The organism is Solwaraspora sp. WMMA2056, from assembly GCF_030345095.1.
Taxonomy (GTDB): Bacteria; Actinomycetota; Actinomycetes; order Mycobacteriales; family Micromonosporaceae; genus Micromonospora_E.
In genome coordinates this window covers 5,916,732-5,942,520 of record NZ_CP128360.1, presented here as the reverse complement: position 1 = coordinate 5,942,520, position 25,789 = coordinate 5,916,732, and the positions used below count along the sequence as shown (strand labels likewise).

Sequence of the window (25,789 nt, the reverse complement as noted above, 5' to 3'; positions counted from 1 at the left end):
CCCCGACGCAGGCCGGCCCGGCGGCGCAGCCCGAACCGGCGGCGCGGCCTGGCCCGGCGGCGCGGCCCGGCGCGCCGGTCGAGGACGACAGCGCCCAGGCGCAGGTCAGTGCGGCGGCGGATCAGTGAGCCGCCGGCGTGCCACCGTCCGCAGCTGACCGTCCTTGCCGGTGCCCTCCAGGAGCACCTCGGCGGTGGGACCGTCGTGCACCAGGCTGCTCACCGCGTTACCGAAGTACGGCCCGTCGAGCTTGCGCCACCGCAGCGACGGCGCGGGCAGCCCGGCGGCGCGCGCCAACGCGCGTACCGCCGCCGCCGGACCGCGCCACCAGCCCAGCCGCATCAGCGGACGCATCGCCGCCGGCACCTGGTTGTGGATCGGCGAACAGGTCAGCTGGTGCACCGGGGTGTGCACCTCGCCGGGCAGCGCCGCGCGGGCCACGTACGAGTGGTGCACGTCTCCGGAGAGCACGCTGATCGACGCCGGTGGCGGGTACGCCGGCCCGGCACCCACCCGGGTCGGCGTGGCACCTGCACCGGCGCCGGCACCTGCGTCGGCGGTCCGGCGTTGCCCCGCGCCGACCCGGGCGAACAGTTGGCCGAGGGCGTCGAAGGAGCGCCGGAAGGCGGCCCAGTGCTCCAGATCCACGCCTTGGCGCAGCCACTCGGCGACGGTGGCCACCGCGCGGCGCGGTGAGTCGGCGAGCTTCTCGTTCCAGGCTTCGAGGTGGTGGATGCCGTGCGGCATCAGCCACGGCAGGGACGAGCCGACAACCAGGTGGTCGTAGTCGCCGTGCACCTGGTCGGTGAACCACGCCCACTCACCGGCCGGCAGCATGGCACGGGCCCCGGGCCGCAGCACCCGGCTGCACCGGTTGTCCAGCACGACCACCCGGGTCCGGCCGAGATCCAGCGCGTAGCTCCACTGGTACTGCACCTGGGACCACTGGCGCTGGTCGTGTGCCACGTCGGCCTCGGCGTCCACCCGGGCTCCGAACTCCCGCAGCACCTCGGTGGCGTCCTCGGTGCCGGTGACCGCCCGGTAGACCGGATCGGCGGCGATCTCGTCCGGGCTCAGGTTGCCGAGATGCTGGTACACCCAGTAGGAGGCGAGACCGCTGCTGATCCGTTCGGACCACCAGGCCTGTCCGCGCGTCTCGGCCCGCCACGCGGCCGAGGTGTTCCAGTCGTCGATCACCTCGTGGTCGTCGAAGATCATCACACTCGGTACGGTCGACAGCAGCCAGCGGATCTCCGGATCCCGCCACGACTCCAGATACAACCGGGTGTACTCGGGGAAGCTCACCACCTGGTCGTCGGGGGCACCGGGCGGCAGCCCCCGGTGCCGGCGACGGCGGCGCAGGAACCGTCGGATCACCGGCGAGGTCTCGTCGGCGTACACCTGGTCGCCGAGCAGCATCAGCAGGTCCGGCCAGGCGTCGTCGGCCGGGTCCAGCTCCGCCAACCGGCGGGCGTAGGCGTCCAGCGCGTCCGGTGGCAGCCGGCGGGCGGTGGAATGCTGGGTCGTTTCCCGGCAGGAGCCGAAGAGCAGCCGGACCGGCTGGTCGGCGTCGTCGGCGCGACGGGTCCGGATCACGCTCGCCGGGTACCGCTGGTCCGGCTCCGGCCAGACCTGCCGGTCGTCCAACAGGACCTGGTAGGGGGTGCCGGCCCCGGGCGGCAGGCCGTCGACGACGACCAGCGCGTAGTGGTGCCCGAACGCGCTGAACGTGGCCGCTGCGCCACCCGCCGGGCCGTCCGTCGTCACCCGTACGGTGGTCGCAGCGCTGGTCTCCACCCAGATCGTCGCCCGGTCGGCGACCACCCGCCGCAGCAGCGGGCCGACCAGCAGGCGGGGTGGCCCGGCGGTGTGGTCGTCAGGCACCGGCCGGTCGGCCTGAGCCGGGCCGGGGACGTCGGTCCCGGTCACCGCTTCGGCCGCCGGGTCGCCGTCGGTCCCGGTCACCGTCGCGGCCGCCGGGTCGCCATCGCCGTGGGCCGCAGGCTCGGCGTCGGCATCGGCGTGCCGGACGCCGCGCCGGTGGTACGTCGGAACATGGTCGACCTTTCGCGAGCCGGGTGATCGGTCCCTTTGTACCCGCGACCTGGCCCGCATACCCAGGCCCACGACCGTACGATCTGCCGGCGACACTGTAAACCGTGGGCGTCGGGGCCCAATTGGGTACGGTGGGCGGGACGCGCCGACAGCCATCTGTCAGGATTTCGGCATGGATTACCTCGTCCTCGCCGCGATCCTGCTCGGCGTGCTGCTGCTCGCCGGCCTGGGGCTGGTGGTGCCCCGCCTGCGCCGGCAGCCGCCGCTGCCACCAGCGCCGCCGACGACCCCCGGCGAGGTCCGGCCGCAGCAGCGGCCCCCAGCGGTCGACGAGGGCGAACAACCGGCCGGCGTCGCCGTCGAGCAGCGTCCGCCGGCACCGCCGGTGGAGCCCGACCAGGCTCCGGCCGAGCCGGTCGCGCCGACCGGGCCGGTGCTGGAGCGGCCCGAGCCGACCGCCGGTCGACTGGTCCGGCTGCGGACCCGGCTGTCACGGTCGCAGGGACTGCTCGGCAAGGGTCTGCTGAGCCTGCTTTCCCGGGACCGGCTCGACGAGGACGTCTGGGAGGAGATCGAGGAGAGCCTGATCTCCGCCGACGTCGGCATCGACGCGACCCGCCAGATCGTCGACCGGCTGCGCGAACGCACCCGCGTGCTGGGCACCCGCAGCGCCGACGAACTGCGGGCGCTGCTCACCGAGGAGCTGGTCGCCGCCCTGGATCCGCAGCTGGACCGGGCGCTGAACACCTCCGGCGAGCCGAGCGTCGTGCTGGTCGTGGGGGTCAACGGTGCCGGCAAGACCACCACCTGCGGCAAGATCGCCCGGGTGCTGGTGGCCGACGGGCGCAGTGTGCTGCTGGGTGCGGCCGACACCTTCCGGGCCGCCGCTGCCGACCAGCTGACGACCTGGGCGTCCCGGGTCGGTGCCGAGGTGGTCCGGGGGCCGGAGGGCGCCGATCCGGCCAGTGTGGCGTTCGACGCGGTCAAGCGCGGCATCGACACCAAGGTCGACGCGGTGCTGATCGACACCGCCGGCCGGCTGCAGAACAAGATCGGGCTGATGGACGAGCTCGGCAAGGTGAAGCGGGTGGTCGGCAAACACGGTCCGGTGCACGAGACACTGCTCGTGCTCGACGCCACCACTGGGCAGAATGGGTTGGAACAGGCGCGGGTGTTCACCGAGGCGGTCGAGGTGACCGGGGTGGTGCTGACCAAGCTCGACGGCACGGCCAAGGGGGGCATCGTCATCGCGGTGCAGCGCAAGCTCGGTATCCCGGTGAAGCTGGTCGGGCTCGGGGAAGGCCCCGACGACCTGGCCCCGTTCGATCCGGTGCAGTTCGTCGACGCCCTGATGGGTGTCGAGTCACGTGGAACGGATGCGTAGCCCCGGGTGACGTACCGCGATCAGGAGCCACGTCTCGGGCGACCGTACGTGACCCAGCATGAGATCCCGCTGCGCGGCGGCAACGTCAGCACCGTGGTGCGGGTCGGTGACACCGTCCGACGCAACGTCGGCCCGTGGACCCCGTCGGTGCACGCCCTGTTGCGGCACCTGGAGTACGTCGGGTTCACCGGTTCGCCACGGGTGCTCGGGATGGACGAACGCAACCGTGAGGTGCTGTCGTACGTCGAGGGGGAGTGCGGGGAGTACCCGCTGGCCCCGCACTGGGTCAGCGACGAGGCGTTGGTCACCGTCGCGACGATGCTGCGGATGTTCCACGACGCCCAGTACGGCTTCAACCCGCCGCGCAGCGCCGTGTGGCGCTCGTTCGGACCGCCGCCGCCGGACACCGAGGTGATCTGCCACCACGACGCGGCGCCGCACAACGTGATCTGGCGGCCGGACGGCACCCTCGCGTTGATCGACTTCGACCTCGCCTCGCCGGGTGCGCGGATCTACGACGTGGCGTACGCGGCGTGGACCTGGGTGCCGCTCTTCTCCGACCGGGACTCGTACACCCTCGGCTGGCGTCACCCGGACCGGCCCCGTCGACTGCGGTTGTTCGCCGACGCCTACGGTCTGATTCCGCGCGACCGGCACCGGCTGATCCGGACGATCCGTAAACGGGTGGTCGATCACGTCGAGGGGATTCGGCGGATGGCGGCGGCCGGAGATCCGGCGTTCGTCCGGATCGTGCACAAGGGTCACCTTCGTCGCCCGATGCGCGACCTTCGGCTGTTGGACTACGAACGGCACATTCTCGAGTACGCCTTGCGCTGACCGGTCCGAGCCGGTCGGCCGCTCGGCATCGTCGACGTGGCCAGTGGCAAGGCTGTGTCGCCTTCCGGACACGCGGCGGTGGCTATTCGGCTGATATGCCCCCGCCTGATCTTCGGATAGTGAAGCTTTCTTCACATGTTGGAAACAACCCGTCACGTGCCGGAAACGGCTCGGGCACCGTAAGTGAAACAGCAGCCCAGCAAGCTTCGCGCAACCGGCGAGCGGGCGATGCTGCCTCTTGGTGCCGGTTTTGTTTCCAACTGAGAGGAGGCAGCGTGCCGGAACTAGATTCTGGTGCCACCGCCTGGATTTTGACTTCCGCCGCCCTGGTGTTGCTCATGACGCCCGGATTGGCGCTGTTCTATGGTGGCATGACGCGGTCCAAGTCCGTGCTCAACATGATGATGATGAGCTTCGGCGCGATCGGCCTGGTCAGTCTGCTGTGGGTCTTCTACGGCTACAGCATCGCCTTCGGCACCGACGTCGGTGGCATCACCGGTGACCTGTCGATGGCCGGCCTGCGCGGCATGCTCGAGTCCGGCACCGAAGGTGGCATCCCGGACCTGCTCTTCGTCGTCTTCCAGATGATGTTCGCCATCATCACCGTCGCCCTGATCAGCGGCGCGATCGCCGACCGGGCCCGGTTCGGCCCGTGGCTGCTCTTCGCCGGCCTCTGGGCCACCCTGGTCTACTTCCCGGTCGCCCACTGGGTCTGGGGCGGTGGCTGGATCTTCGAACTCGGCGTCCTCGACTTCGCCGGTGGCACCGCGGTGCACATCAACGCCGGTGCGGCCGCGCTGGCCCTGGCACTGGTCCTCGGCAAGCGGGTCGGCTGGCCGAAGGACAAGTTCAAGCCGCACAACCTGCCGATGGTGCTGCTCGGTGCCGGCCTGCTGTGGTTCGGCTGGTTCGGCTTCAACGCCGGCTCGGCCCTGGCCGCCAACGGCACCGCCACGGTCGCCTTCATCAACACCCAGGTGGCCACCGCCGCCGCCGTCCTCGGCTGGATCGTGGTCGAGTGGCTGCGCGACGGTAAGCCGACCACCCTCGGTGCCGCCTCCGGTGCCATCGCTGGTCTGGTCGCCATCACCCCCGCCTGTGCGTTCCTGGAGCCGCTGGGGGCCATCGCCCTCGGCATCATCGCCGGTGCCGTCTGCGCCCTGGCGGTCGGCCTGAAGTACAAGCTCGGCTACGACGACTCGCTCGACGTCGTCGCCGTGCACATGGTCGGTGGCATCATCGGCTCGCTGCTGATCGGCTTCCTGGCCGTCGAGGTCCTCGCGGGTGAGGGCAACGCCGGACTCATCTACGGCGGCGGCATCGACCTGCTCGGCCTGCAGGCGCTCGGTGTGGTCGCGGTGCTGGTCTACTCGTTCGTCGTCGCCTACATCCTCGGCTTCGCGATCGACAAGACCATCGGCTTCCGGCTCAAGCCCGAGGCCGAGGTCGAGGGGATCGACACCGCCGAGCACGCGGAGAGTGCCTACGAGTTCGGTAGCACCTCGGGTGGCGGCTTCGCCGCCGCGGGTATCGGGAAGGCGCCCGCCGCATCGGGCGAGTCCGCTCCGGTCAGCGAGAAGGTCGCCGGTTAACGTTCCCTGATGGAGGGCTTAGACATGAAGCTGGTGACCGCGGTCATCAAGCCGTACCAACTCGACGCGGTCAAGGAGGCCCTGCACGCCCTCGGCGTGGCCGGGCTGACCGTGAGCGAGGTCCAGGGGTACGGACGGCAGAAGGGCCACACCGAGGTGTACCGGGGTGCCGAGTACACCGTCGAGTTCCTGCCGAAGATCCGGGTGGAGGTGCTGACCGACGAGATCGACGTCGAGAAGGTCGTCGACGCGGTCGTCACGGCAGCCCGTACCGGGAAGATCGGCGACGGCAAGGTCTGGGTGACGGCCGTCGAGGACGTCATCCGGGTCCGTACCGGCGAGCGCGGTCTCGACGCGCTCTGATCCGGCGACTGGAGGACAGATGACCGACGGAGTCGGGGTCCGGCACCGCGCAGCGGCCGGCCCCGGCCCGTCGCTGTCCAACGGCATCGGCGCCGCCGCCCGCGTGGAGCGGGCGGCGGCGCTCGACGTCTGGCTGACCGCGCTGATGCCGGCCGGGCTGACCGGGATCGCCCTGGTGGCGGTCGGCGGGCTCGGCCGACTGCAGTGCTCCCCGTACAGCGATCTCGACCTGGTGCTGCTGCACCGCGGGGTCGCCGGGATGGACGAACTCGCGGCCCGGATCTGGTACCCGATCTGGGACGCCCGGCTCGGGCTGGACCACTCCGTGCGTACCCTGCCGGAGGCGTTGTCCGTCGCCCACGACGACGTCAAGGTCGCGCTCGGCCTGCTCGACGCCCGGCACGTCGCCGGCGACCGGGAGCTCACCGCCGACCTGCAGGCCGCCGCGACCGACCAGTGGCGGCGCACCGCCGTACGGCAGTTGCCGGCGCTGCGCGAGGTCACCGAGTCCCGTTGGCGCACCCATGGTGAGCTGGCCTTCCTCCTCGAAGGCGACCTGAAGGAGGCCGCCGGCGGGCTGCGTGACGTCGGCATCCTGCGCGGCATCGCCCTTGCCGGCATCGCCGACAGCATGCGGCCGGCCGCCCGCGCCGCGCACCTGCGGCTGCTGGACACCCGCGACGCGCTGCACGTCGCCGTCGGCCGTCGGGTGGACCGGCTGGTCGCCCAGGAACGTGCCACCGTCGCCGGGTTGCTCGACCTGGACGACCCGGACACCCTGCTGCGCCGGGTCGCCTCCGACGCCCGCACCATCACCCACGCCCTCGACGACGCCTGGCGCAGCGCCGAGCGGTTGCGCTCGGGCCGCCGTCGGGGCGGCGGACCGCCGGTGCGCAGTCCGGTGGCCCGCGACGTCGTCGAACACGACGGCGAACTGGTCCTCGCCCGCACCGCGATCGGCGCCCGCCCGGATCCCAGCCTGTCGCTGCGGGTCGCGGCGGCCGCCGCCACCAGCCGGCTGCCGATCGCGCGGGCGACCTGCGAGTGGCTGGCGGCGTACTGCCCGCCGCTGCCGGCGCCGTGGCCGGAACCGGCCCGCGCCGCGCTGATCACCCTGCTCGGTGCCGGTCCCGGTCTCGTGCCCACCTGGGAAACCTGCGACCGGTACGGGCTGGTCGACGGCTGGCTGCCGGAGTGGCCCCGGATGCGCAGCCTGCCGCAGCACAACCCGGTGCACCGGTTCACCCTGGACCGGCACCTGGTGCAGGCGGCGCAGGAGGCGACCGCGTACACCCGGGAGGTGGACCGCCCGGACCTGCTGCTGCTCGGCGCGTTCCTGCACGACGTCGGCAAGGGTCTGCCCGGCGACCACAGCACCGTGGGCGCGCCGATCGCCGCCGGCATCGCCGCCCGGATCGGGCTGCCGCCGGCCGAGGTCGACCTGATCGACAAGCTGGTCCGGTTGCACCTGCTGCTGCCGGAGGTGGCCACCCGGCGTGACCTCAGCGACCCGGTGACCATCGCGCAGGTCGCCGAGGCGGTGGGCGACACCACGACGCTGAGCCTGCTGCACGGGCTGGCCCGGGCCGACGCACAGGCCACCGGGCCGGCCGCCTGGTCGGACTGGAAGGGCCGGCTGATCGCCGAACTGGTCCGCCGGGTGCACACCGCACTGGACACCGGGGTCCTGCCCGAGCCGCCGCAACCGGACCCGGCGCTGGTCGCCGGCCCGTTGCCGGCGGTGCACATCGACGGCGACGACCGGGTCGCGGTGGCCGCCGCCGACCGGCACGGACTGCTCGCCGCGGTGGCCGGCTGTCTGTCGCTGCACCGGCTCGACGTGCTGACCGCCGACGCCTCCACCGTCGACGGTCGGGCGTTGGTCGAGTTCCGGGTGCAGCCCCGCTACGGCAGCCCGCCGGAGCGGATCGCGCTCGCCGCCGACCTGCGTCGGGCCGTCACCGGCGACGTGTCGGTCACCCAGCGGCTGCGTGGGCGGGCGATGGCGGCCCGCCGGTCCGGCGCCGACCCCAAGGTGGTCTGGCACCGGGAGGCGGCCACCGACGCGGTGGTGCTGGAGCTGCGGGCGGCCGACTCGGCCGGGTTGCTCTACCGGGTGACCAGCGCCCTGGACGAGGCCGGTGCCCAGGTGCGGGCCGCGCGGATCTCCACCCTCGGCGGTGACGTGGTGGACACCTTCTATCTGGTGGGTGGCTGGCCCGACGACGCCGAGCGGGACCGGTTGGCGGCCGCCGTGCTCGCAGCCGCCCGCTGATCCCCGCCCACCCCCACCCTCCCCATGATCGCGGCGATCTTGCACTCATCGCGAACTTTTGTCGGGATTGTCCGTCGATAAGTGCAAGATCGTCGTGATCATGGGGGCTGCCCGTAGTGGTGGAGCGGGCGGTGCGTACGGCGGTTAGGCTTGCGTGGTCGCCGGTGTCGAGCCCTCTGATGCCGCCGTGAACCTGACCTGCCGGATCAACGTACGGGATGTTGCGTCGTGTTTGACACTTTGAGTGATCGGCTGTCCGGGATCTTCGGCAAGCTCCGAGGCAAGGGGCGGCTCACCGACGCCGACATCGACGCCACCGCGCGGGAGATCCGGCTGGCGCTGCTCGAGGCCGACGTCGCGCTGCCGGTGGTGAAGTCCTTCATCACCCGGATCAAGGAACGGGCGCGCGGGTCGGAGGTGTCCCAGGCGCTCAACCCGGCCCAGCAGGTCATCAAGATCGTGCACGAGGAGCTGGTCGCGGTCCTCGGTGGCGAGCAGCGCCGGTTGCGGTTCGCCAAGCAGCCGCCGACGGTGATCATGCTGGCCGGTCTGCAGGGCTCCGGCAAGACCACGCTCGCCGGCAAGCTGTCCAGTTGGCTCAAGGCCCAGGGCCACCAGCCGCTGCTGGTCGCCGCCGACCTGCAGCGGCCCAACGCGGTCGGCCAGCTGCAGGTGCTCGGCGGCCGGGCCGGGGTCGAGGTCTTCGCCCCCGAGCCGGGCAACGGGGTCGGTGACCCGGTCGCGGTGGCGAAGGCGTCGCTGGAGCACGCCCGCCGGACCGCCCGCGACATCGTCATCGTCGACACCGCCGGCCGGCTCGGTATCGACGCCGAGATGATGGCCCAGGCGGCGGCGATCCGCGACGCGGTCGACCCCGACGAGGTCATCTTCGTCATCGACGCAATGGTCGGGCAGGACGCGGTACGCACCGCCGAGGCGTTCCGCGACGGCGTCGGGATCACCGGTGTGGTGCTGTCCAAGCTCGACGGCGACGCCCGTGGTGGTGCCGCGTTGTCGGTACGGCAGGTGACCGGCGAGCCGATCCTGTTCGCCTCCACCGGGGAGAAGCTCAGCGACTTCGACGTCTTCCACCCGGACCGGATGGCGAGCCGGATCCTCGGCATGGGCGACGTGCTCACTCTGATCGAGCAGGCCGAGCAGGCCTTCGACGCCGATCAGAAGGAGAAGATGACCGCCAAGCTGATGGGCGGCGAGCAGTTCACCCTGGAGGACTTCCTCGACCAGCTCATCGCGGTGCGTCGGATGGGGCCGATCGCCAACGTGTTGGCGATGATGCCCGGAATGGGGCAGATGAAGGACCAGTTGGCCGAGGTCGACGACAAGCACTTCGACAAGGTCACCGCGATCATCCGGTCGATGACGCCGGGGGAGCGGACCAACCCGAAGATCATCAACGGTTCCCGACGGGCCCGGATCGCCAACGGCTCCGGGGTCACCGTGATGGACGTCAACCAGCTGCTCAACCGCTTCGCCGAGGCGCAGAAGATGATGAAGCAGATGGGCGGCATGATGGGTCTGCCAGGTGGCGGTCGGCGCAAGGCGACCAAGTCGCCGAAGAACAAGCGCAAGGGCACCAAGGGCGGCCGCGGCGGTGCCCGGCCGCGGGCCGGCGGTCAGCTGCCGGCCGGCTTCCCGGGCGGGATGCCGCAGCTGCCGCCGGGGCTGGATCCGAACGCGCTCGGCGGCGGCGGCGGTGGTCTGCCCCCCGGGTTCACCCTTCCCAAGATCGACTTCAACAAGCTGAACAAGCGTAAGGACGAGGACTGAGCACCGCCGTGACCGTGCCCGGCGCGCTGCACGTACGCGGCGTCGTGCTGCCCGAGGACCGCACCCGGGACCTGTGGCTGGTCGGTGACCGGGTGACGCTGACCCCGGTGCCCGGGGCGACGACCGTGGTCGACGGCGGGTTCATCCTGCCCGGACTGGTCGACGCCCACTGCCACATCGGCATCGCCCGGGGCGGAGCGCCGATCGGCTCCCTCGACGAGGCCCGTCAACTGGCGTACGTCGACCGGGACGCCGGTGTGCTGGCCATCCGCGACGCCGGATCGCCGTACCCGTATCCGCAGCTCGACGACGAACCGGAGCTGCCCCGGCTGGCCCGGGCCGGCCGGCACGTCGCGCCGCCCCGGCGCTATCTGCGCGACATCGGCGTCGAGGTGGCGGCGGCGGAGCTGGCCGACGCGGTCACCACCCAGGCCGCCGCCGGCAACGGCTGGGTCAAGCTGGTCGGTGACTGGATCGAACGCTCCACCGGCGACCTCGCCCCGGCCTGGGGCGCCGACGCGATGGCCGGGGCGATCGCCGCCGCCCATCGCGCCGGTGCCCGGGTGGCCGCGCACACCTTCGACGAGGCGGCGGTGGAGATCCTGGTCCGGGCCGGGGTCGACTCGGTGGAGCACGGCACCGGGTTGAGCCTCGACCTGATCGACGAGATGGCGCGGCGGCGGACCGCCCTGATCCCTACCATGATCAACATCGCCACGTTCGGTGGCATCGCCGACCGGGCCCGGGAGAAGTTCCCCCGGTACGCCGACCACATGCTCGCCCTGCGCGACGGCTTCCCCGACGTGGTCCGCGCCGCGTACGACGCCGGCGTACCGATCTTCGTCGGCACCGACGCCGGCGGCGGCATCGACCACGGCCGGGCCGCCGACGAGATGCTCGCCCTGCACACCCGGGCGGGGATGCCGGCCGAAGCGGTGCTGGCCGCCGCCAGCTGGGCCGCCCGCGACTGGCTCGGCTTCCCCGGCCTGGTCGAAGGCGGGCTGGCCGACCTCGTCGCCTACCCCGCCGACCCCCGGACCGACCTGCGGGTGGTCCGCGCTCCGCACCGGATCGTCCTGCGCGGCCGGGTGCTGCGCTGACCCATCGGCCGGACCGTGCGCCGACCTGCGCGGCCGGGTGCTGTGCTGACCTGTCGGCCGGGTCCTGCGCTGACCCGTCACCGGCGGCGCATAGGATGTCCGGTCATGGCCCGCGTGCTCACACCTCGTGCGGAGGATTTTCCCCGCTGGTACCAGGATCTGATCGCCAAGGCGCAGCTCGCCGACAACGGCCCGGTGCGCGGCACCATGGTGATCCGGCCGGCCGGCTACGCCATCTGGGAGCGGATGCAGTCCGAGTTGGACAACCGGATCAAGGCGGCCGGGGCGGAGAACGCGTACTTCCCGCTGTTCATCCCGGAGAGCTACCTGCGCCGGGAGGCCGAGCACGTCGAAGGCTTCTCCCCGGAGCTGGCCGTGGTGACCCACGGCGGCGGCAAGCAGCTCGCCGAGCCGGTGGTGGTCCGGCCGACCAGCGAGACCGTCATCGGCGAGTTCATGGCCAAGTGGGTCGACTCGTACCGGGACCTGCCGCTGCTGCTCAACCAGTGGGCCAACGTGGTGCGCTGGGAGCTGCGCCCCCGGGTTTTCCTGCGCACCAGCGAGTTCCTCTGGCAGGAGGGCCACACCGCGCACGCCGACTTCGCCGACGCCCGCGCCTACGCCCGGCGCATCCTGCACGAGGTGTACGAGAACTTCCTGGTCGAGGTGCTCGGCATCCCGGTGCTGGTGGGGCGCAAGACCGCCCGGGAGCGGTTCGCCGGCGCCACCAGCACGTACACCCTCGAAGGCATGATGGGCGACGGCAAGGCGCTGCAACTGGGCACCTCGCACGAGCTGGGTCAGAACTTCGCCCGCGCCTTCGACATCACCTACACCTCGGCCGAGCGCACCGTCGAGCACGCCTGGACCACGTCCTGGGGGGTCTCCACCCGGATGCTCGGTGGGCTGATCATGGTGCACGGCGACGACAACGGGCTGCGGGTGCCGCCCCGGCTGGCGCCGGTCCAGGCGTACGTGATGGTCGTCAAGGCTGGCGACGGGGTCACCGAGGCGGCGGTCACGCTGCGTGACGCCCTGCGCGACGCCGGACTGCGGGTCGGCCTGGACGACCGGGTCGACACCCCGTTCGGCCGCCGGGCCGTCGACGCCGAGCTCAAGGGCTATCCGGTACGGATCGAAGTGGGCCCCCGCGATCTGGCCGCCGGCAACGCGGTGCTGGTCCGGCGTACCGACGGGTCGAAGACCCCGGTGCCGATCGCCGACGTGGTCGGCGCGGTCCGCGCGGCGCTCGACGCCGACCAGCAGGCCCTGCACGACCAGGCGTTGGCGCTGCGGGAGTCGCGCACCGTCGAGGTCGACGATCTCGCCGACGGGATCGCCGCGGCGGCGACCGGCTGGGCCCGGGTGCCGTGGTCGAAGGTCGGCCCGGCCGGTGAGGCCGAGGCGAACGGTCAGGGCGTCACCGTACGGTGCCTGCTGCGCCCGGACGGCTCGGTCCCGGACAGCGACGACGAGCCGGACCTCACCGCGGTGCTGGCGCGCTCCTACTGACCGCCGGTGACGGCGGGCGGCCCGGGGGTCGCGCACCCGCCTGTGCCCGGACCGGTCCGGCGGGCCGGTCGTCGTCGTTGGTCAGGGTGAGCGAAGGAGCGAGATGCGGTTCACGCCAGGTCAGTTGATCATGCATCGGAACGTCCGGCGCGGTCGGCTCGGTTGGGTCCGACCCGCCCGCGTCGTCGCCGACGACGAGCGTGGCCTACTGCTCTGGGTCGACCGGGGCACACCGGTGGCGAACGAGGTCGCCGACGACGGCCGGGGCATGCGGGCCATGCCGTTCATCGAGTGGATCACCCGCTCGTACCGGATCAAGCACGGCTGCTGGCTCGGCCCCCCGGTGCTGAAGTTCCTGCCGGCCGGCGCGGCCCACTCGGTCTGGTGGTTCCGCGACGACGCCGGACGGTTCCTCAACTGGTACGTCAACCTCGAGGAGCCAGGTGTGCGCTGGGCCGACGACGACCTCGCCGGCATCGACGTGGTGGACCAGGACCTGGACGTCGTGGTCCGCCCTGACCTGAGCTGGACGTGGAAGGACGAGGAGGAGTTCGTCGAGCGCCTCGCCTTCCCCGAGCACTACTGGGTCCTCGACGAGGCGGCGGTACGGGCCGAGGGCCGACGGGTGATCGCGATCGCCGAGGCCGGAGAGTTCCCGTTCGACGGCACCTGGTGCGACTTCCGCCCGGACCCTGGATGGCAGCCGCCGGCCGCGCTGCCATCCGGCTGGGACCGGCCACCGGTGGCCGGTGGGGGCGGGGCCCTAGGCGGGTAGCGGGGCGGTTCCGGCCGGCGGTCGACGCACCGGGGCCACCGGATGTGGCGATCCGCCGACCGTCTGGCAGAATGGCGTGTTGGTATCCGGTGCGTGTCCGGCGCCCTCTACCCGGGCACGTCATCCAGTCCACCCGAGCTGCCTCTGGCCCAACCCCACTGTGCCGGTCGGCGTTCACCCGCGCACCGCCCCAGAGGGCTGGTGAAGATCGCAACAGGAGCGAACACACCGTGGCCGTAAAGATCCGGCTTCTGCGGATGGGCAAGATCCGCAACCCGCAGTACCGCATCGTCGTCGCCGACTCGCGCACCAAGCGTGACGGGCGGGCGATCGAGTTCGTCGGGATCTACCACCCGAAGGAGCACCCGTCGCTGATCGAGGTGACCTCGGACCGGGTGCAGTACTGGCTCTCGGTCGGCGCGCAGCCGAGCGAGGCCGTCCAGCGTCTGCTGGAGAAGACCGGCGACTGGCAGAAGTTCAAGGGCCTGCCGGCGCCGCCGCCGCTGCTGGTCGCCCCGGAGCGGGCCGACCGGAAGGCCACCTACGAGGCCGAGGCGAAGGCCGCCGCAGGCGTCGCGGACACCCCGGCCAAGCCGGCCAAGAAGGCGGAGAAGAAGGCCGAGCCCAAGGCCGAGTCGAAGGCCGAACCCGCCGCCGAGGCGACCGCCACCGAGGAGCCGGCCGCTGCGGGCTCCGGTGAGCAGGCCTGAGATGGCCCTCCGGCCTGCGCTGGAGCACCTGGTCAAGGGGATCGTCACCCACCCGGACGACGTCCGGGTCCGGCTGGTCGATTCCCGTCGGGGCAAGCGCCTCGAAGTACGGGTGCACCCGGAGGACCTCGGCACCGTCATCGGCCGTGGCGGGCGGACCGCCAAGGCGCTGCGCCAGGTGATCGGCTCGGTCGGCGGCCGCGGGGTGCGCGTCGACATCGTCGACTCGTACTGATGCTGCTGATCGTCGGCCGGATCGGCCGTCCGCACGGCATCCGTGGCGAGGTCACCGTCGAGGTGCGTACCGACGAGCCGGAGCTCCGTTTCGCCGTCGGATCGGTGTTGACCACCGATTCGACGGCGGTGCGGCCGGTCGCCGCAGCCCCGCCGTCGGCCGATCCGTCGTCGGCGGCTGACGGGACGACGGCCGACGGAACGGTGGTTGACGGGTCGGTGCCGGATGCAGCGGTCCGCTTCGAGGTGCCCAGCCGGCTCACGATCGAGTCGGTGCGCTGGCATCAGGGCCGGCCGCTGGTGCGGTTCGCCGGGGTGGATGACCGCGACGTCGCCGAGGCCCTGCGGGGCGTCCTGCTCTGCGTCGACAGCGCCGAGGTCGACGACCCGGACGATCCGGATGAATTCCGCGACCACCAGCTGGTCGGTCTGACGGCGGTCGCACCGGACGGCCAGACCCTGGGGCAGGTGACCCGGATCGACCACGCGCCCGCGTCCGACCTGCTGGTCCTGCGCCGGCCGGACGGCCGGTCCGCGTTGGTGCCGTTCGTCCGCTCCATCGTGCCGGAGGTGGATCTGTCGGGCGGTCGGGTCGTCGTCGACGCCCCGGCGGGTCTGTTCGACCTGTGACCGGGCGACGGACAGGTGACCGTGACATCGACCGCTGACTCAGGCCCGGCTTCGCCGCCGCCGGCGCGGCAGGTGGACGTCGTCACGATCTTTCCGGACTACCTCGCCCCGTTGGACTTGTCGCTCATCGGGCGGGCCCGGCGGGCGGGGCTGCTCGACGTGCGGGTGCACGACCTGCGCCGGTGGACCCACGACGTGCACCGTACGGTGGACGACACGCCGTACGGCGGCGGCGCCGGAATGGTGATGCGGCCCGAACCGTGGGGCGCGGCCCTGGACGAGCTGGCCGGGGCGGACCAGCCACCGGCCCGCCTGGTGGTACCGACCCCGGTCGGTGAGCGGTTCGACCAGGCGTTGGCCCAGCGGCTGGCCGCCGAGCCCCGGCTGATCTTCGCGTGCGGCCGCTACGAGGGCATCGACCAGCGGGTGATCGACCACGCGGCGGACCGGATGCCGGTGAGCGAGGTGTCGCTCGGTGATTTCGTGCTCTTCGGCGGCGAGGTCGCGGTCCTGGCGGTCCTGGAGGCGGTGACCCGACTGATCCCGGGGGTGCTCGGCAACGCCGGGTCCCTCGACGAGGAGTCGTTCACGGCCGGGTTGCTGGAGGCGCCGGTGTACACCAAGCCGGCCAACTGGCGTGGGTACGACGTACCCGAGGTGCTGCGCTCCGGCGACCATGGCCGGATCGCCCGTTGGCGACGCGACCAGGGCCTGCTGCGGACGGCGGCCAGACGGCCGGACCTGATCACGGAGCTGTCACCCGATAGTTTCGACAAAAACGACATTACGCTGTTGCGGACGGCCGGATTTCAAGTACCGACCGGGGATATGGCAGAGTAGTGGGGTTGCCGCAGCCGGGCACGCGCGTCCGGCTGCGAGGATCCTGACCGTGTGGAGCGCAGTCGCGGTCCGCCCAGGATCAGAATCATCCATCCGCGCACCGGGAGCCGGTGCGCCTTGAGTAGCCCAAGGATGCAGCGATGAACACGCTGGACGCTCTTGACGCCCAGTCGCAGCGGACCGACCTCCCGGACTTCCGCGCCGGTGACACGCTCAAGGTGCACGCCCGGGTCGTCGAAGGGAACCGGTCCCGGGTCCAGGTCTTCCAGGGCGTGGTGATCCGTCGCCAGGGGGCGGGCCTGCGGGAGACCTTCACCATCCGCAAGGTCAGCTTCGGTGTCGGGGTCGAGCGGACCTACCCGGTCAACAGCCCGGCCATCGACCGGATCGAGATGGTGACCCGTGGTGACGTACGTCGAGCCAAGCTCTACTACCTCCGGGACCTGCGCGGCAAGGCCGCCAAGATCAAGGAAAAGCGGGAGAAGCAGGTCAGCTGAGCCTGTTCGTCCCGGTTCCCGATTCCAGGACTGCCGCTGCGGCCTTCGGCCAACTACCCTTGCGGTAGTGACCGATGAGCAGCGCTACACCCGTGGCAGCCGCTGCGGCGGCGGTAGTCGACCGAGCTACCGCCTGTGGCGCCTGACGAGAGGCGCCGTGGGCGGTAGCGCCGTGTCTCGGGACCGGGGAGATGCGTAGCGTGGATCCGAACGAAGAGCTCGACCCCTGGCGGCGCACCTCCTCCGCTGGTGGCGCACCGCGAAGTCGACGGGAGGCCCGGACCGGCTCCGGTTCGGCGGTACGCCCACGGGCCCGTCGGCCCAGTCGGTCCACCATGCAGATGGTGCAGCGTCGCCGTCGGCAGATGCCGCTGTGGCAGGAACTGCCGCTGCTGCTCGTCGTGGCCTTCTGCCTGGCGGTGCTGATCCGCTCCTTCCTGCTGCAGGCCTTCTTCATCCCCTCCGGGTCGATGGAGGACACCCTGCTCGTCGGCGACCGGGTGCTGGTCAACAAGGTCGTCTACGACGTACGGGACCCGGTTCGTGGCGAGGTCGTCGTCTTCCGGGGCACCAACAACTGGGTCCCGGAGAACGTCGAGGACCCCAACCTGGGGTTCACCGCCAAACTCGGCCGGACGATCGGCGACCTGATCGGGCTCGGCCGACCCGGTGAGAAGGACTTCATCAAGCGGGTCATCGGGGTTCCGGGCGACCGCATCCGCTGCTGCGACGACCAGGGCCGGCTGACCGTCAACGGTCAGCCCCTGGACGAGTCGGCGTACGTGCTGGAGGACTCCCCACTCGACGTACCCCCCAACCCGGGGGAGTGCCGGTCCCGCCAGTTCGGCGAGATCGTCGTCGAGCCGGGGCACCTCTTCGTGATGGGTGACCACCGGCTGGTCTCGCAGGATTCCCGCTGCCAGGGGTCGGTACCGATCGAGAACGTCATCGGCCGGGCCTTCGTCATCGTCTGGCCGCAGGGCCGCTGGGACGGCCTGTCGGTGCCGGAGACCTTCGCCGACCTGCCACCGTCCACGGCGACCCCCGCTGCGGTGGAGCGTCCGGAGAACCTACCGGACACATCGGGTGACCTGGTGGTGGTGCTGCCCGTGCTGATTCCGCTACTCGCCGCTTCAGGCTCCGTGCGGTCGTTGCCGGCCAGACGTCGTAGGCTCCGGTTGTGATCGACGAGCAGACCGAGAAGAAGCCCAATTCCTTCTGGCGTGAACTACCGATCCTGTTGGGTGTGGCGGTCCTCGTCGCAGTCCTGGTCCGGGCGTTCGTCCTGCAGACCTTCTACATCCCGTCCCCGTCGATGGAACACACCCTCGACATCAACGACCGGGTGCTGGTCAACAAGGTCGTCTACCACTTCCGCTCACCCGACCGCGGCGAGATCGTCGTGTTCCGGGCACCGCCGGAGTGGAGCAGCAACCCGGACGGCGAGGACTTCATCAAGCGCGTCATCGGCGTCGGTGGCGACCGGGTGCAGTGCTGCGACCCGGAGGAACGTCTGATCATCAACGGCGAGCCGCTCGACGAGCCGTACATCTTCTCCGAAGGTGGCATTCAGGACCCGGCGGCGGTCGGGCCCTTCGACATCACCGTGCCGGCGGGGCGGCTCTGGGTGATGGGCGACCACCGGTCCGCCTCCGGCGACTCGCTGGAGCACTGGGACCGTACCGGCAACATCGACGTCGCCACCATCCCCGAGGACGACGTGGTCGGGCGGGCCTTCACGATCTTCTGGCCGGTCGGCCGGGCGACCTGGCTGACCGTACCGGAGCCGTTCGACAGCGTCCCGGAGCCGTGACCGGGGCCGTCGGTGAATGTCCGGCGGGTCTCCTACTCTGGACGGGTGACGTACCCGCACCTGCCGACGGGCCCGGCGCTGCCGGCCACCCCGGCGCACGCGGTGGTGCGCGACCGTCAGGGTGCCCGCGTGCTGGTGATCGACGCGGCGCACCGGGTGCTCCTGCTGCGCGGGCACGATCCGGCGCGGCCGCACCATCGCTACTGGTTCACCCCCGGCGGTGGTCTGGACCCTGGTGAGGAACCCGCCGACGGCGCCGTCCGTGAGCTGGCCGAGGAGATCGGCCTTCGGGTCGCGGCGAGCGCGTTGGGAGCGCCGGTCTGGCAGGAGACCGTCGAGTTCCCCTTCGACGGGCAGTGGTACCGCCAGCGGCAGCAGTTCTTCCTGCTGCGGGTGCCGGCCTGGCGGGTCGACACCAGCGGCTTCGACGAACTTGAGCGGCGTACCATCGACGCCCATCGCTGGTGGAGCGAAGGCGAGCTCGCCGCGACGTCCGAGCGGGTCTACCCGCCGGAGCTGTTGACGGTGCTGCGGGGACTGCCGGACAGGAGTGATTCGTGCTGACTCCACCGCGGACCGTGGTCCGCCGCGACGCCGGCCTGTACGCGCTGGAGCGTGCCCTGCAGCGGCGCGGCTTCGCGCACGTCGCCGGTGCCGACGAGGCCGGGCGCGGTGCCTGCGCCGGCCCGCTGGTCGCGGCGGCGGTGGTGCTGGCACCCGGTCGGCGCGGCGAGATCGCCGGCCTGGCCGACTCCAAGTTGCTCACCGCTGCGGCCCGGGAACGGGTCTACGCGGCGGTCGTCGCGCAGGCGGTGGCGTACCAGGTGGTCGTCATCGGGGCGGACGAGATCGACGGACGCGGTCTGCACGTGTGCAACCTCGCGGCGATGCGGCGCGCCCTGGCCGGGCTGTCGGTGGCACCGGAGTACGTGCTCACCGACGGATTCGGCGTCGACGGTCTCGGCGTGCCGGGTCTGGCGGTCTGGAAGGGCGACCGGGTGTCGGCCTGCGTGGCGGCGGCCAGCGTGCTGGCGAAGGTGACCCGGGACCGGCTGATGGTCCAGCTCGACGCCGAGTTCCCCGGGTACGGGTTCGCCGAGCACAAGGGCTACGCCACCGCCGATCATCAGGCCGCGCTGGACCGGCACGGTCCGTGCGCCGAGCACCGCTTCTCGTACGTCAACGTCGCCGCTGCCTCCGGCCGGTCCGGCCGCCCGCCCCGGGCCCGGCGACCGGTGCCCGACATCGGCATCCGTGAGCCGATGGGGCGGATGGACCCGGCACGCGGTACCGTCGGCGTGGCGTTGGACGAGCAGCTTCGCCAACCGGCGCTACTGGGGGAAGATGTGGTCATGGAAGGCGGATGGCGATGAGCGCCGAGGATCTCGAAAAGTACGAGACAGAGATGGAGCTGCAGCTCTACCGGGAGTACCGCGACATCGTCCGCCAGTTTTCGTACGTCGTCGAGACCGAGCGCCGCTTCTACCTGGCGAATCAGGTCGACCTGCACGTACGCAACTCTGACGGCGAGGTGTACTTCGAGGTGGAGATGCACGACGCCTGGGTGTGGGACATGTACCGCCCTGCACGCTTCGTGAAAAATGTCCGAGTTATGACGTTCAAAGACGTGAATGTCGAAGAGTTGGACAAGCCGGAGATATCACTACCCGCAGATTCTGGATTCAGCGGCTGATCCGAGCTCGCCGCACACCGGCCCGGCGTCTTTAGCAGAATTCTGCCGCAGGCGTCGTCCTTTCCCCATCCGGCCTGTCATCCACAGGTAGCCGGTGCCGCGCGTTGCCCGGTAGGCCAGGTCGGCGGCAGCCTGCCGGAATGAGAACCGTCGTCGCGGCGGCGTTGATCGCCGCCTCCCTCGCCGCCGTACCACCCGCCGGCATGCCGCCCACCCTGGAGACCGTGGTCGCGGGGAACCCGACCACCGCAGAGCGGTTCCGGTTGCCGCTGGACGGGCCGCCCCTGGTCAGCCGGCGATTCGATCCGCCATCGCTGCCCTGGGGCCGCGGGCATCGTGGCGTCGACCTGCAGGCCACCGTACCGGGCGTCACCGTGTACGCCGCCGGTGCCGGCACGGTCAGCCACGCCGGCCGGATCGTCGACCGGGGCGTGGTGAGCATCAGCCACCCCGGCGGGTTCCGGACCACCTACGAGCCGGTCGACACCCGACTGCCCGTCGGCGCGACCGTCGTCGCCGGCACCCCGATCGGCGTACTCGCCGACGGGCACCCTGGCTGCCCGGCCAGCGCCTGTCTGCACTGGGGCCTGCGGCAGCACGACGGCGGCTACCTCGATCCGCTGCTGCTGCTCGGCGACGGACGTACCCGGCTGCTGCCCACCCACGGATAGCGGCGGCCGCGTCCACGGCAAACGTCAACCGGCCCGGCGCAGCACCCCCGGCAGTCCCTCGGCGAGCCGGTCGTACTCGGCGGCCTGGTTGTAGACCTGGGCACAGATCCGCAGCCAGGCCCGCCCCGACCACCAGCTCACCAACACCTCGGTGGCCAGCTCGTCGGCGATACGCTGCCGCAGCCGGGTTGCCTGCGCCGTACCGTCGACCGGCGCACCGGGCAACGGGACGAGCCGCATCGCCAGCGCGGCGGCACCGGGCTGGTCGGCATCCGGCTGCGGCAACTGCTCCTCGGGTACCCCCAACGCGTCGGCCACCACCCGCTGGCCGTAGCCGACCAGGGCGGCGTTGTGCTGGCGTACCCGGTCGACCCCCAGGCTGCGCAGTGTGTACAGGCCGACCGGTGCCGCGAGCCAGGCGGTGTAGTCCCGGGTGCCCTGCCACTCGACCCGCTGTGGGAACCCGCTGTCCTGTTCCCAGGAGACACCGAGCGGCTCCAGCCGGGCCCGCCAGGACGGTCGGACAACCAGCAGCGCCGTCGCTCGCGGCGCGAACGCCCACTTGTGCAGGTTGCCCACCCAGAAATCGGCACCGATCCGGTCCACTTCGACCGGCAGCATCCCCGGTACGTGTGCCGCGTCGACCAGGACCGGCACCCCCGCGTCGCGGGCCGCCGCGACGAGGCCGGCGACCGGCATCAGCCGCGCGGTCGCGGAGGTGACCTGATCCACCACCAGCAGCCGGGTACGTCCGGGGCGCAGCGCCGCGCGCACCGCCTCGACGACCTCGGCGGCCGAAGCGGCCAACGGCAGGTCGACGACCCGCCGGGCGGCCCCGGTCAGGCGGCACTCCCGGTCGACGGAGAGGGCGACCGCGCCGTACCCGTGGTTGGTCAGCAGCACCTCGTCGCCAGCGGCCAGCCGTAGCGTGCGCAGCACCATCGCGGTCGCGACGGTCACGTTGTCGACCAGTGCCGCGTTGTCCGGATCGGCACCGAGGAAAGCGGCCAGGTGCCGGCGGGTGTGCGCGAGCCGGTCCAGCAGTCCCTGCGTCAGGAAGCGGTGCGGGTTGGCCTCCATCTCGTCGCGCAGCCGCTGCTGGGTCCGCTGCACGGTCACCGGCACCGCGCCGAACGCGCCGTGGTTGAGATAGGCGGTCGCCGGGTCGAGGGAGAACAGCATCCGTGCGCCGGGCAGCGGTACGGGTGGTGCCGAGCCACCGATCATCCTGCCGATCCTAGAGCGCGCCGGCACGGCGGCGACCTCACGCCCGTGGATGTGCCTGCCGGTAGGCCTGCCGTAGCCGTTCGACCGATACGTGTGTGTAGAGCTGGGTGCTCGACAGCGCGGCGTGACCCAGCAGCTCCTGCACCGACCGCAGGTCGGCGCCGCCCTCCAACAGGTGCGTCGCCGCCGAATGACGCAACCCGTGCGGGGTGGTCCGGGGCAGGCCCGCCGCATGTGCCGCCGCCGCGACGATCCGGCGGGCCACCGCGGTCTGCAACCGGCCGCCTTTCGCCCCCAGCAGCAGTGCGTCGCCGGACCGGGGGCCGACCAGCTCGGGCCGGGCGTGCCGCAGCCAGTCGCGCAGCGCCGCCTCGGCCGGCTCGCCGTACGGCACCGTGCGCTCCCGGCCGCCCTTGCCGAGCACCCGTACGATCCGCCGACCCTGGTCGACGTCGGCGACGTCTAGTCCGCACAGTTCACTGACCCGAGCACCGGTGGCGTAGAGCAGTTCCAACACCAGCCGGTCGCGCACGGGTAGCGGGTCGGCGCCGCCGTCGGCCGTCGGCATCAGCTGCTCCGCCTGGTCGGTGCGGAGCACAGCCGGCAACCGCCGGTGCGGTTTCGGGCTGGCCAGGGCGGCACCCGGGTCGGTGGCGACGAGACCGGCGCGGTGCGCCCAGGCGCTGAAGGTTCGGGCGGTGGCGGCCCGCCGGGCCAACGTGGCCCGTGCCGCGCCCACCGTGCGCTGGCGGGCCAGCCAGCTGCGCAGCACCGTCAGGTCCAGCCCGGCCGGTGTCCGTACGCCCATCCGGGTGGCATGGTCGAGCAGGGACACGACGTCGGCGACGTAGGCCCGGACGGTGTGCGTGGAGCGGTTGTCGACCAGGGCGAGATGCCGGGCGAACGAGTCCACCGCGTCGCGCATCCCGGCCGGGAGTGTGGCATGCCGCTCGGCGGTACCCCGCCTGCCGTCCCTGCCCATGCGCCGACCGTGGCCGCCGACAGCCGGCCGGTCAAGGCACCACGCCGTCTGTTTCATGCCCGCTTCGGCGGCGGCAACCGGTAACGCCCGTCGGCGCCGGCCAGCAGCCCTCTGGTCTGCAGTTCGGTGACCGCCCGCATCGTGGAGCGGATGTCGACTCCGGCTCGCCCAGCCAGATCGTCGAGGTCGATCCAGCCCCGACCGGGCACGGCCTCCAGGACCCGGGCCGACCGGGGGTCGAGCGCGTCGCGTGGACGTTGCGGCCCGCGCGGCGGCGGGGCCAGGTCGACGCCGATCCGGCCGATCTCCTCCTGTACGTGGGCCACCCCGGCGACGAGCCGGGCCTGTGGGTGGTCCCGCAGGATCTCGTGGCAGCCGACCGACACCGCCGAGGTGATCGGACCCGGCACCACCATCGCGGCCCGGCCGAGCGCCAGCGCCCGCCGGATCGTCTGCGCCGCGCCGCTACGGGCACCGGCCTCGACGACGACGGTGCCGGCCGTGGCCGCAGCGATCAGCCGGTTGCGGGTGAGGAACCGGTGGCGCAGTGGTTCGGCACCCGGCAGCCACTCGCTGATCAGCAGGCCGGTCTCGGCGATCTGATCGAACATCGCCGCGTTGCCGGCCGGGTAGGGTCGGTCGATTCCGCAGGCGAGCACCGCGACGGTCGGTCCGCCAGCGGCCAGCGCTCCCCGGTGGGCGCAGGCGTCGATGCCGTACGCCCCACCGGAGACGATCGTCCAGTCGCGGGTGGCCAGGCCGTGGCTGAATTCGCCGCCGACGTGCCGGCCGTAGTCGGTGGGGGCGCGGGTGCCGACCACCGCGACCGATCTGGCCAGTGCCGCGTCGACCGCCAGCGGCCCTCGGACCCAGAGCGCCAGCGGCGGCGCGCCCTGGCGGACCCCTGGACCGTCGGCGGTCGTGGCGCGGGTGCCGTGGCGGGTCAGCCGACGCAGGTCCTCGATCTGTCGGGGCCACTCGGTGGTCTCCGGGGTGACCAGCCGGCCGCCAACCCGGTCGGCCCGGTCGACGGCAGCCGTCGCCACCTCGATCGGGTCGGCGGTCGCCAACCGTGCCGCAGCCGAGGCCCGGGCAGCCTCGCCGAGCTCCCGTCCGGCACACAGCCGGGCGAGCGCCTCGACGGGACCGACCTCGGCCACCAACTGGTGGACGGCCTCGTTGCCGGGTTCGGCGAGCCAGGTCAACGCGACCCGGGCGAGTTGTGCCTCGGTCGGGCCGGCTCCGGTCGCCGGGGCCAGGCTCTGTGGGTCGTGCGTCGATGGCATCACAGGTCCCCCGTCCGTAGTTGGATCGCTTCACCGACGTCGGCGCCGTCTGGCCGTGGCCGCTCGTCGAGGTCGGCGATCGACCAGGCGAGCCGCAGGACACGGTCGTAGCCGCGGGCGGAGATCGCACCGACGTCCAGTCGGTGCCGGAGTTCGGCGGTGTGCGTCGCCGGTAGCCGCCAGGGCGGCTGGCGCAGCGCCGGACCGGGCACCATGGCGTTGCACCGCCAGCCGTGTCCGGACCAGCGCCGAGCAGCGGCCGCCCGGGCGGTGGCGACCCGGGCCGCCACCGACGCGGACGTCTCCGACGTGGCGGCGGTCGAGGTGAGCTCGGCGGCGCGTAACGGCGGCAGCGTCACCTGCAGGTCGACCCGGTCCAGCAGCGGCCCGGACAGTCTGCTGCGGTAGCGGCGGCGGACCGTCGGCGGGCATTCGCAGTACTGGTCCCCGGCGGGCTTGGCGCAGGGGCAGGGATTGGCGGCCAGGACCAGCTGGCAGCGGGCCGGATACTCGGTGACCCCGCGCGAGCGGGTGATCAGCACCCGACCTTTCTCCAGCGGTTGCCGCAACGATTCCAGGGCCCGGGTGGCGAACTCGGCGGCCTCGTCGAGAAAGAGAACCCCGTGATGGGCCAGGGAGACCGCGCCGGGCCGGGCGAGTCCGGTGCCGCCGCCGACCAGCGACGCGACGGTCGCGGAATGATGTGGGGCCTGGAACGGCGGCCGGCGTAGCAGCGGCCCACCGGGCGGCAGGACACCGGCGATCGAGTGCAGCGCGGAGACCTCCAGGGCGGCATCGTCGTCGAGCGGCGGCAGCAGGCCGGGCAGCCGCTCCGCCAGCATGGTCTTGCCTGCTCCGGGCGGACCCAACAGGGCGATGTGGTGGCCGCCGGCGGCGGCGATCTCCAGGGCACGCTTGCCGAGCGCCTGGCCGGAGACATCGGCGAGATCCGGCACGGCGGGCTCGGCAGCCGGTGCCGTGACCGGCGGATCCAGTAGCGGACCCTCGCCTCTGATGTAGGCGATCAGCCGGTGCAGGGTGTCGACGGCACGCACCCGTACCCCGGGAACCGCCGCCGCCTCGGCGGCGTTCGTCGTCGGAACGACGACCTGGGTGACGCCGCTGCGGGCTGCCGCCGCCACCATCGGCAGGATTCCGCGCACCGGTCGTACGGTCCCGTCGAGGCCGAGCTCGCCCAGGAGGGCGACACCGTCGACCGGGGCGAGCGGCAACTCCCCGGTGCCGCCGAGCAGCGCGGTGGCGATGGCCAGGTCGAACCCGGAACCGATCTTGGGCAGGGTGGCGGGCAGCAGGTTGACGGTGATCCGCCGGTTCGGCCAGCTCTGGCCGGAGTTGACGACCGCAGCGCGGACCCGGTCGCGTGCCTCGTGCAGGGTGGTGTCGGGTAGACCGGAGATGATGACGGCGGGCAGCCCGGCGGCGAGGTCGGCCTCGACCTCCACCAGGTGTCCGGTCACCCCGACCAGCCCGACGCACAGGACCTTCGCGTAACTCATCCGCCAAC

25 protein-coding genes are annotated in these 25,789 nt (G+C 72.2%); 20 read left to right on the top strand and 5 right to left on the bottom strand.

The window, feature by feature from the left end; all coding sequences use genetic code 11:
• Nucleotides 1-105: 105 nt before the first annotated feature.
• Entirely contained in the window at nt 106-1,851 is a 1,746-nt protein-coding gene (locus O7608_RS26915; protein WP_289211052.1) for an alkaline phosphatase D family protein, read from the bottom strand.
• A 376-nt stretch (nt 1,852-2,227) separates the two neighbouring features.
• Between O7608_RS26915 and ftsY the strand changes: the two genes are divergently transcribed.
• The 20 genes from ftsY to O7608_RS26815 all read left to right on the top strand — a co-directional run bounded on the left by ftsY (nt 2,228) and on the right by O7608_RS26815 (nt 20,769).
• On the top strand, nt 2,228-3,439 hold the full coding sequence (gene ftsY / locus O7608_RS26910; RefSeq protein WP_289207226.1) for a signal recognition particle-docking protein FtsY: 1,212 nt from the start codon (nt 2,228-2,230) through the stop codon (nt 3,437-3,439).
• A 6-nt stretch (nt 3,440-3,445) separates the two neighbouring features.
• A complete protein-coding gene (locus tag O7608_RS26905; RefSeq protein WP_289207225.1) occupies nt 3,446-4,276 on the top strand; it encodes a phosphotransferase in 831 nt (276 codons plus the stop codon).
• Nucleotides 4,277-4,614: 338 nt separating this feature from the next.
• Entirely contained in the window at nt 4,615-5,868 is a 1,254-nt protein-coding gene (locus O7608_RS26900) for an ammonium transporter (protein ID WP_289207224.1), read from the top strand.
• Between the two features lie 24 nt (nt 5,869-5,892).
• Entirely contained in the window at nt 5,893-6,231 is a 339-nt protein-coding gene (locus O7608_RS26895) for a P-II family nitrogen regulator (protein ID WP_282226188.1), read from the top strand.
• A gap of 19 nt (nt 6,232-6,250) precedes the next feature.
• Entirely contained in the window at nt 6,251-8,506 is a 2,256-nt protein-coding gene (locus O7608_RS26890; RefSeq protein WP_353850467.1) for a [protein-PII] uridylyltransferase, read from the top strand.
• 228 nt (nt 8,507-8,734) lie between these two features.
• Nucleotides 8,735-10,294 (top strand): signal recognition particle protein, encoded by a 1,560-nt coding sequence (gene ffh / locus O7608_RS26885; RefSeq protein ID WP_289207222.1) that lies wholly within the window; start codon nt 8,735-8,737, stop codon nt 10,292-10,294.
• Nucleotides 10,295-10,308: 14 nt separating this feature from the next.
• Nucleotides 10,309-11,394 (top strand): amidohydrolase family protein, encoded by a 1,086-nt coding sequence (locus tag O7608_RS26880; RefSeq protein ID WP_289211051.1) that lies wholly within the window; start codon nt 10,309-10,311, stop codon nt 11,392-11,394.
• A 105-nt stretch (nt 11,395-11,499) separates the two neighbouring features.
• The gene (gene proS, locus O7608_RS26875) at nt 11,500-12,906 is read left to right on the top strand and encodes a proline--tRNA ligase (protein ID WP_289207221.1); all 1,407 of its coding nucleotides are present in this window, start codon (nt 11,500-11,502) and stop codon (nt 12,904-12,906) included.
• Nucleotides 12,907-13,009: 103 nt separating this feature from the next.
• Complete coding sequence (locus tag O7608_RS26870; RefSeq protein ID WP_289207220.1) at nt 13,010-13,681, top strand: ribonuclease FAU-1 family protein; 672 nt, start codon at nt 13,010-13,012, stop codon at nt 13,679-13,681.
• Nucleotides 13,682-13,911: 230 nt separating this feature from the next.
• Nucleotides 13,912-14,391, top strand: coding sequence for a 30S ribosomal protein S16 (gene rpsP / locus O7608_RS26865; RefSeq protein ID WP_289207219.1), 480 nt, complete (start codon nt 13,912-13,914; stop codon nt 14,389-14,391).
• Nucleotides 14,366-14,626 carry an RNA-binding protein gene (locus tag O7608_RS26860; protein WP_282229644.1) on the top strand — a complete coding sequence of 87 codons (261 nt, stop codon included), beginning with the start codon at nt 14,366-14,368 and terminating at the stop codon, nt 14,624-14,626. Before rpsP ends, O7608_RS26860 begins: the two co-directional genes overlap by 26 nt.
• Before the next feature lie 2 nt (nt 14,627-14,628).
• Nucleotides 14,629-15,255 carry a ribosome maturation factor RimM gene (gene rimM / locus O7608_RS26855; protein WP_289211050.1) on the top strand — a complete coding sequence of 209 codons (627 nt, stop codon included), beginning with the start codon at nt 14,629-14,631 and terminating at the stop codon, nt 15,253-15,255.
• Between the two features lie 21 nt (nt 15,256-15,276).
• On the top strand, nt 15,277-16,095 hold the full coding sequence (gene trmD / locus O7608_RS26850; RefSeq protein ID WP_289207218.1) for a tRNA (guanosine(37)-N1)-methyltransferase TrmD: 819 nt from the start codon (nt 15,277-15,279) through the stop codon (nt 16,093-16,095).
• Between the two features lie 140 nt (nt 16,096-16,235).
• Nucleotides 16,236-16,592, top strand: coding sequence for a 50S ribosomal protein L19 (gene rplS, locus O7608_RS26845; protein WP_289207217.1), 357 nt, complete (start codon nt 16,236-16,238; stop codon nt 16,590-16,592).
• 335 nt (nt 16,593-16,927) lie between these two features.
• Entirely contained in the window at nt 16,928-17,776 is an 849-nt protein-coding gene (gene lepB, locus O7608_RS26840) for a signal peptidase I (RefSeq protein WP_289211049.1), read from the top strand.
• The gene (gene lepB / locus O7608_RS26835) at nt 17,773-18,405 is read left to right on the top strand and encodes a signal peptidase I (protein ID WP_289207216.1); all 633 of its coding nucleotides are present in this window, start codon (nt 17,773-17,775) and stop codon (nt 18,403-18,405) included. Before lepB (O7608_RS26840) ends, lepB (O7608_RS26835) begins: the two co-directional genes overlap by 4 nt.
• 45 nt (nt 18,406-18,450) lie before the next feature.
• Nucleotides 18,451-18,969 carry an NUDIX hydrolase gene (locus tag O7608_RS26830; RefSeq protein WP_502959146.1) on the top strand — a complete coding sequence of 173 codons (519 nt, stop codon included), beginning with the start codon at nt 18,451-18,453 and terminating at the stop codon, nt 18,967-18,969.
• Nucleotides 18,963-19,778, top strand: coding sequence for a ribonuclease HII (locus O7608_RS26825; protein ID WP_289207215.1), 816 nt, complete (start codon nt 18,963-18,965; stop codon nt 19,776-19,778). The genes O7608_RS26830 and O7608_RS26825 overlap by 7 nt, the downstream gene beginning before the upstream one ends.
• Nucleotides 19,775-20,098, top strand: coding sequence for a DUF2469 domain-containing protein (locus O7608_RS26820; protein WP_123604412.1), 324 nt, complete (start codon nt 19,775-19,777; stop codon nt 20,096-20,098). The genes O7608_RS26825 and O7608_RS26820 overlap by 4 nt, the downstream gene beginning before the upstream one ends.
• Nucleotides 20,099-20,238: 140 nt before the next feature.
• Nucleotides 20,239-20,769 (top strand): peptidoglycan DD-metalloendopeptidase family protein, encoded by a 531-nt coding sequence (locus tag O7608_RS26815; protein WP_289207214.1) that lies wholly within the window; start codon nt 20,239-20,241, stop codon nt 20,767-20,769.
• 24 nt (nt 20,770-20,793) lie between these two features.
• Here O7608_RS26815 and O7608_RS26810 read toward each other — a convergent pair whose 3' ends face one another.
• Genes O7608_RS26810 through O7608_RS26795 form a run of 4 tightly spaced genes read right to left on the bottom strand, consistent with a single transcriptional unit; the run spans nt 20,794 to nt 25,781 of the window.
• Entirely contained in the window at nt 20,794-21,996 is a 1,203-nt protein-coding gene (locus tag O7608_RS26810) for an aminotransferase class V-fold PLP-dependent enzyme (protein WP_289207213.1), read from the bottom strand.
• A gap of 37 nt (nt 21,997-22,033) precedes the next feature.
• A complete protein-coding gene (locus O7608_RS26805; RefSeq protein WP_289207212.1) occupies nt 22,034-22,978 on the bottom strand; it encodes a tyrosine recombinase XerC in 945 nt (314 codons plus the stop codon).
• Between the two features lie 53 nt (nt 22,979-23,031).
• The gene (gene dprA, locus O7608_RS26800; RefSeq protein ID WP_289207211.1) at nt 23,032-24,264 is read right to left on the bottom strand and encodes a DNA-processing protein DprA; all 1,233 of its coding nucleotides are present in this window, start codon (nt 24,262-24,264) and stop codon (nt 23,032-23,034) included.
• Nucleotides 24,264-25,781: a YifB family Mg chelatase-like AAA ATPase gene (locus O7608_RS26795; RefSeq protein WP_289207210.1), complete on the bottom strand. Its 1,518-nt coding sequence runs from the start codon at nt 25,779-25,781 to the stop codon at nt 24,264-24,266. The genes dprA and O7608_RS26795 overlap by 1 nt, the downstream gene beginning before the upstream one ends.
• Nucleotides 25,782-25,789: the final 8 nt, after the last annotated feature.

Excerpts from the sequence above, each read along its gene's own strand:
- O7608_RS26820 (WP_123604412.1), top strand. The coding sequence starts at position 19,775 with ATGAGCGCCGAGGATCTCGAAAAGTACGAGACAGAGATGGAGCTGCAG.
- O7608_RS26895 (WP_282226188.1), top strand. The coding sequence starts at position 5,893 with ATGAAGCTGGTGACCGCGGTCATCAAGCCGTACCAACTCGACGCGGTC.
- O7608_RS26805 (WP_289207212.1), bottom strand. The coding sequence starts at position 22,978 with ATGGGCAGGGACGGCAGGCGGGGTACCGCCGAGCGGCATGCCACACTC.
- O7608_RS26870 (WP_289207220.1), top strand. The coding sequence starts at position 13,010 with ATGCGGTTCACGCCAGGTCAGTTGATCATGCATCGGAACGTCCGGCGC.
- proS (WP_289207221.1), top strand. The coding sequence starts at position 11,500 with ATGGCCCGCGTGCTCACACCTCGTGCGGAGGATTTTCCCCGCTGGTAC.
- O7608_RS26900 (WP_289207224.1), top strand. The coding sequence starts at position 4,615 with ATGACGCCCGGATTGGCGCTGTTCTATGGTGGCATGACGCGGTCCAAG.
- lepB (WP_289211049.1), top strand. The coding sequence starts at position 16,928 with ATGCAGATGGTGCAGCGTCGCCGTCGGCAGATGCCGCTGTGGCAGGAA.
- O7608_RS26810 (WP_289207213.1), bottom strand. The coding sequence starts at position 21,996 with ATGATCGGTGGCTCGGCACCACCCGTACCGCTGCCCGGCGCACGGATG.
- rplS (WP_289207217.1), top strand. The coding sequence starts at position 16,236 with ATGAACACGCTGGACGCTCTTGACGCCCAGTCGCAGCGGACCGACCTC.
- O7608_RS26795 (WP_289207210.1), bottom strand. The coding sequence starts at position 25,781 with ATGAGTTACGCGAAGGTCCTGTGCGTCGGGCTGGTCGGGGTGACCGGA.
- ftsY (WP_289207226.1), top strand. The coding sequence starts at position 2,228 with ATGGATTACCTCGTCCTCGCCGCGATCCTGCTCGGCGTGCTGCTGCTC.
- O7608_RS26890 (WP_353850467.1), top strand. The coding sequence starts at position 6,251 with ATGACCGACGGAGTCGGGGTCCGGCACCGCGCAGCGGCCGGCCCCGGC.
- dprA (WP_289207211.1), bottom strand. The coding sequence starts at position 24,264 with ATGCCATCGACGCACGACCCACAGAGCCTGGCCCCGGCGACCGGAGCC.
- O7608_RS26815 (WP_289207214.1), top strand. The coding sequence starts at position 20,239 with ATGAGAACCGTCGTCGCGGCGGCGTTGATCGCCGCCTCCCTCGCCGCC.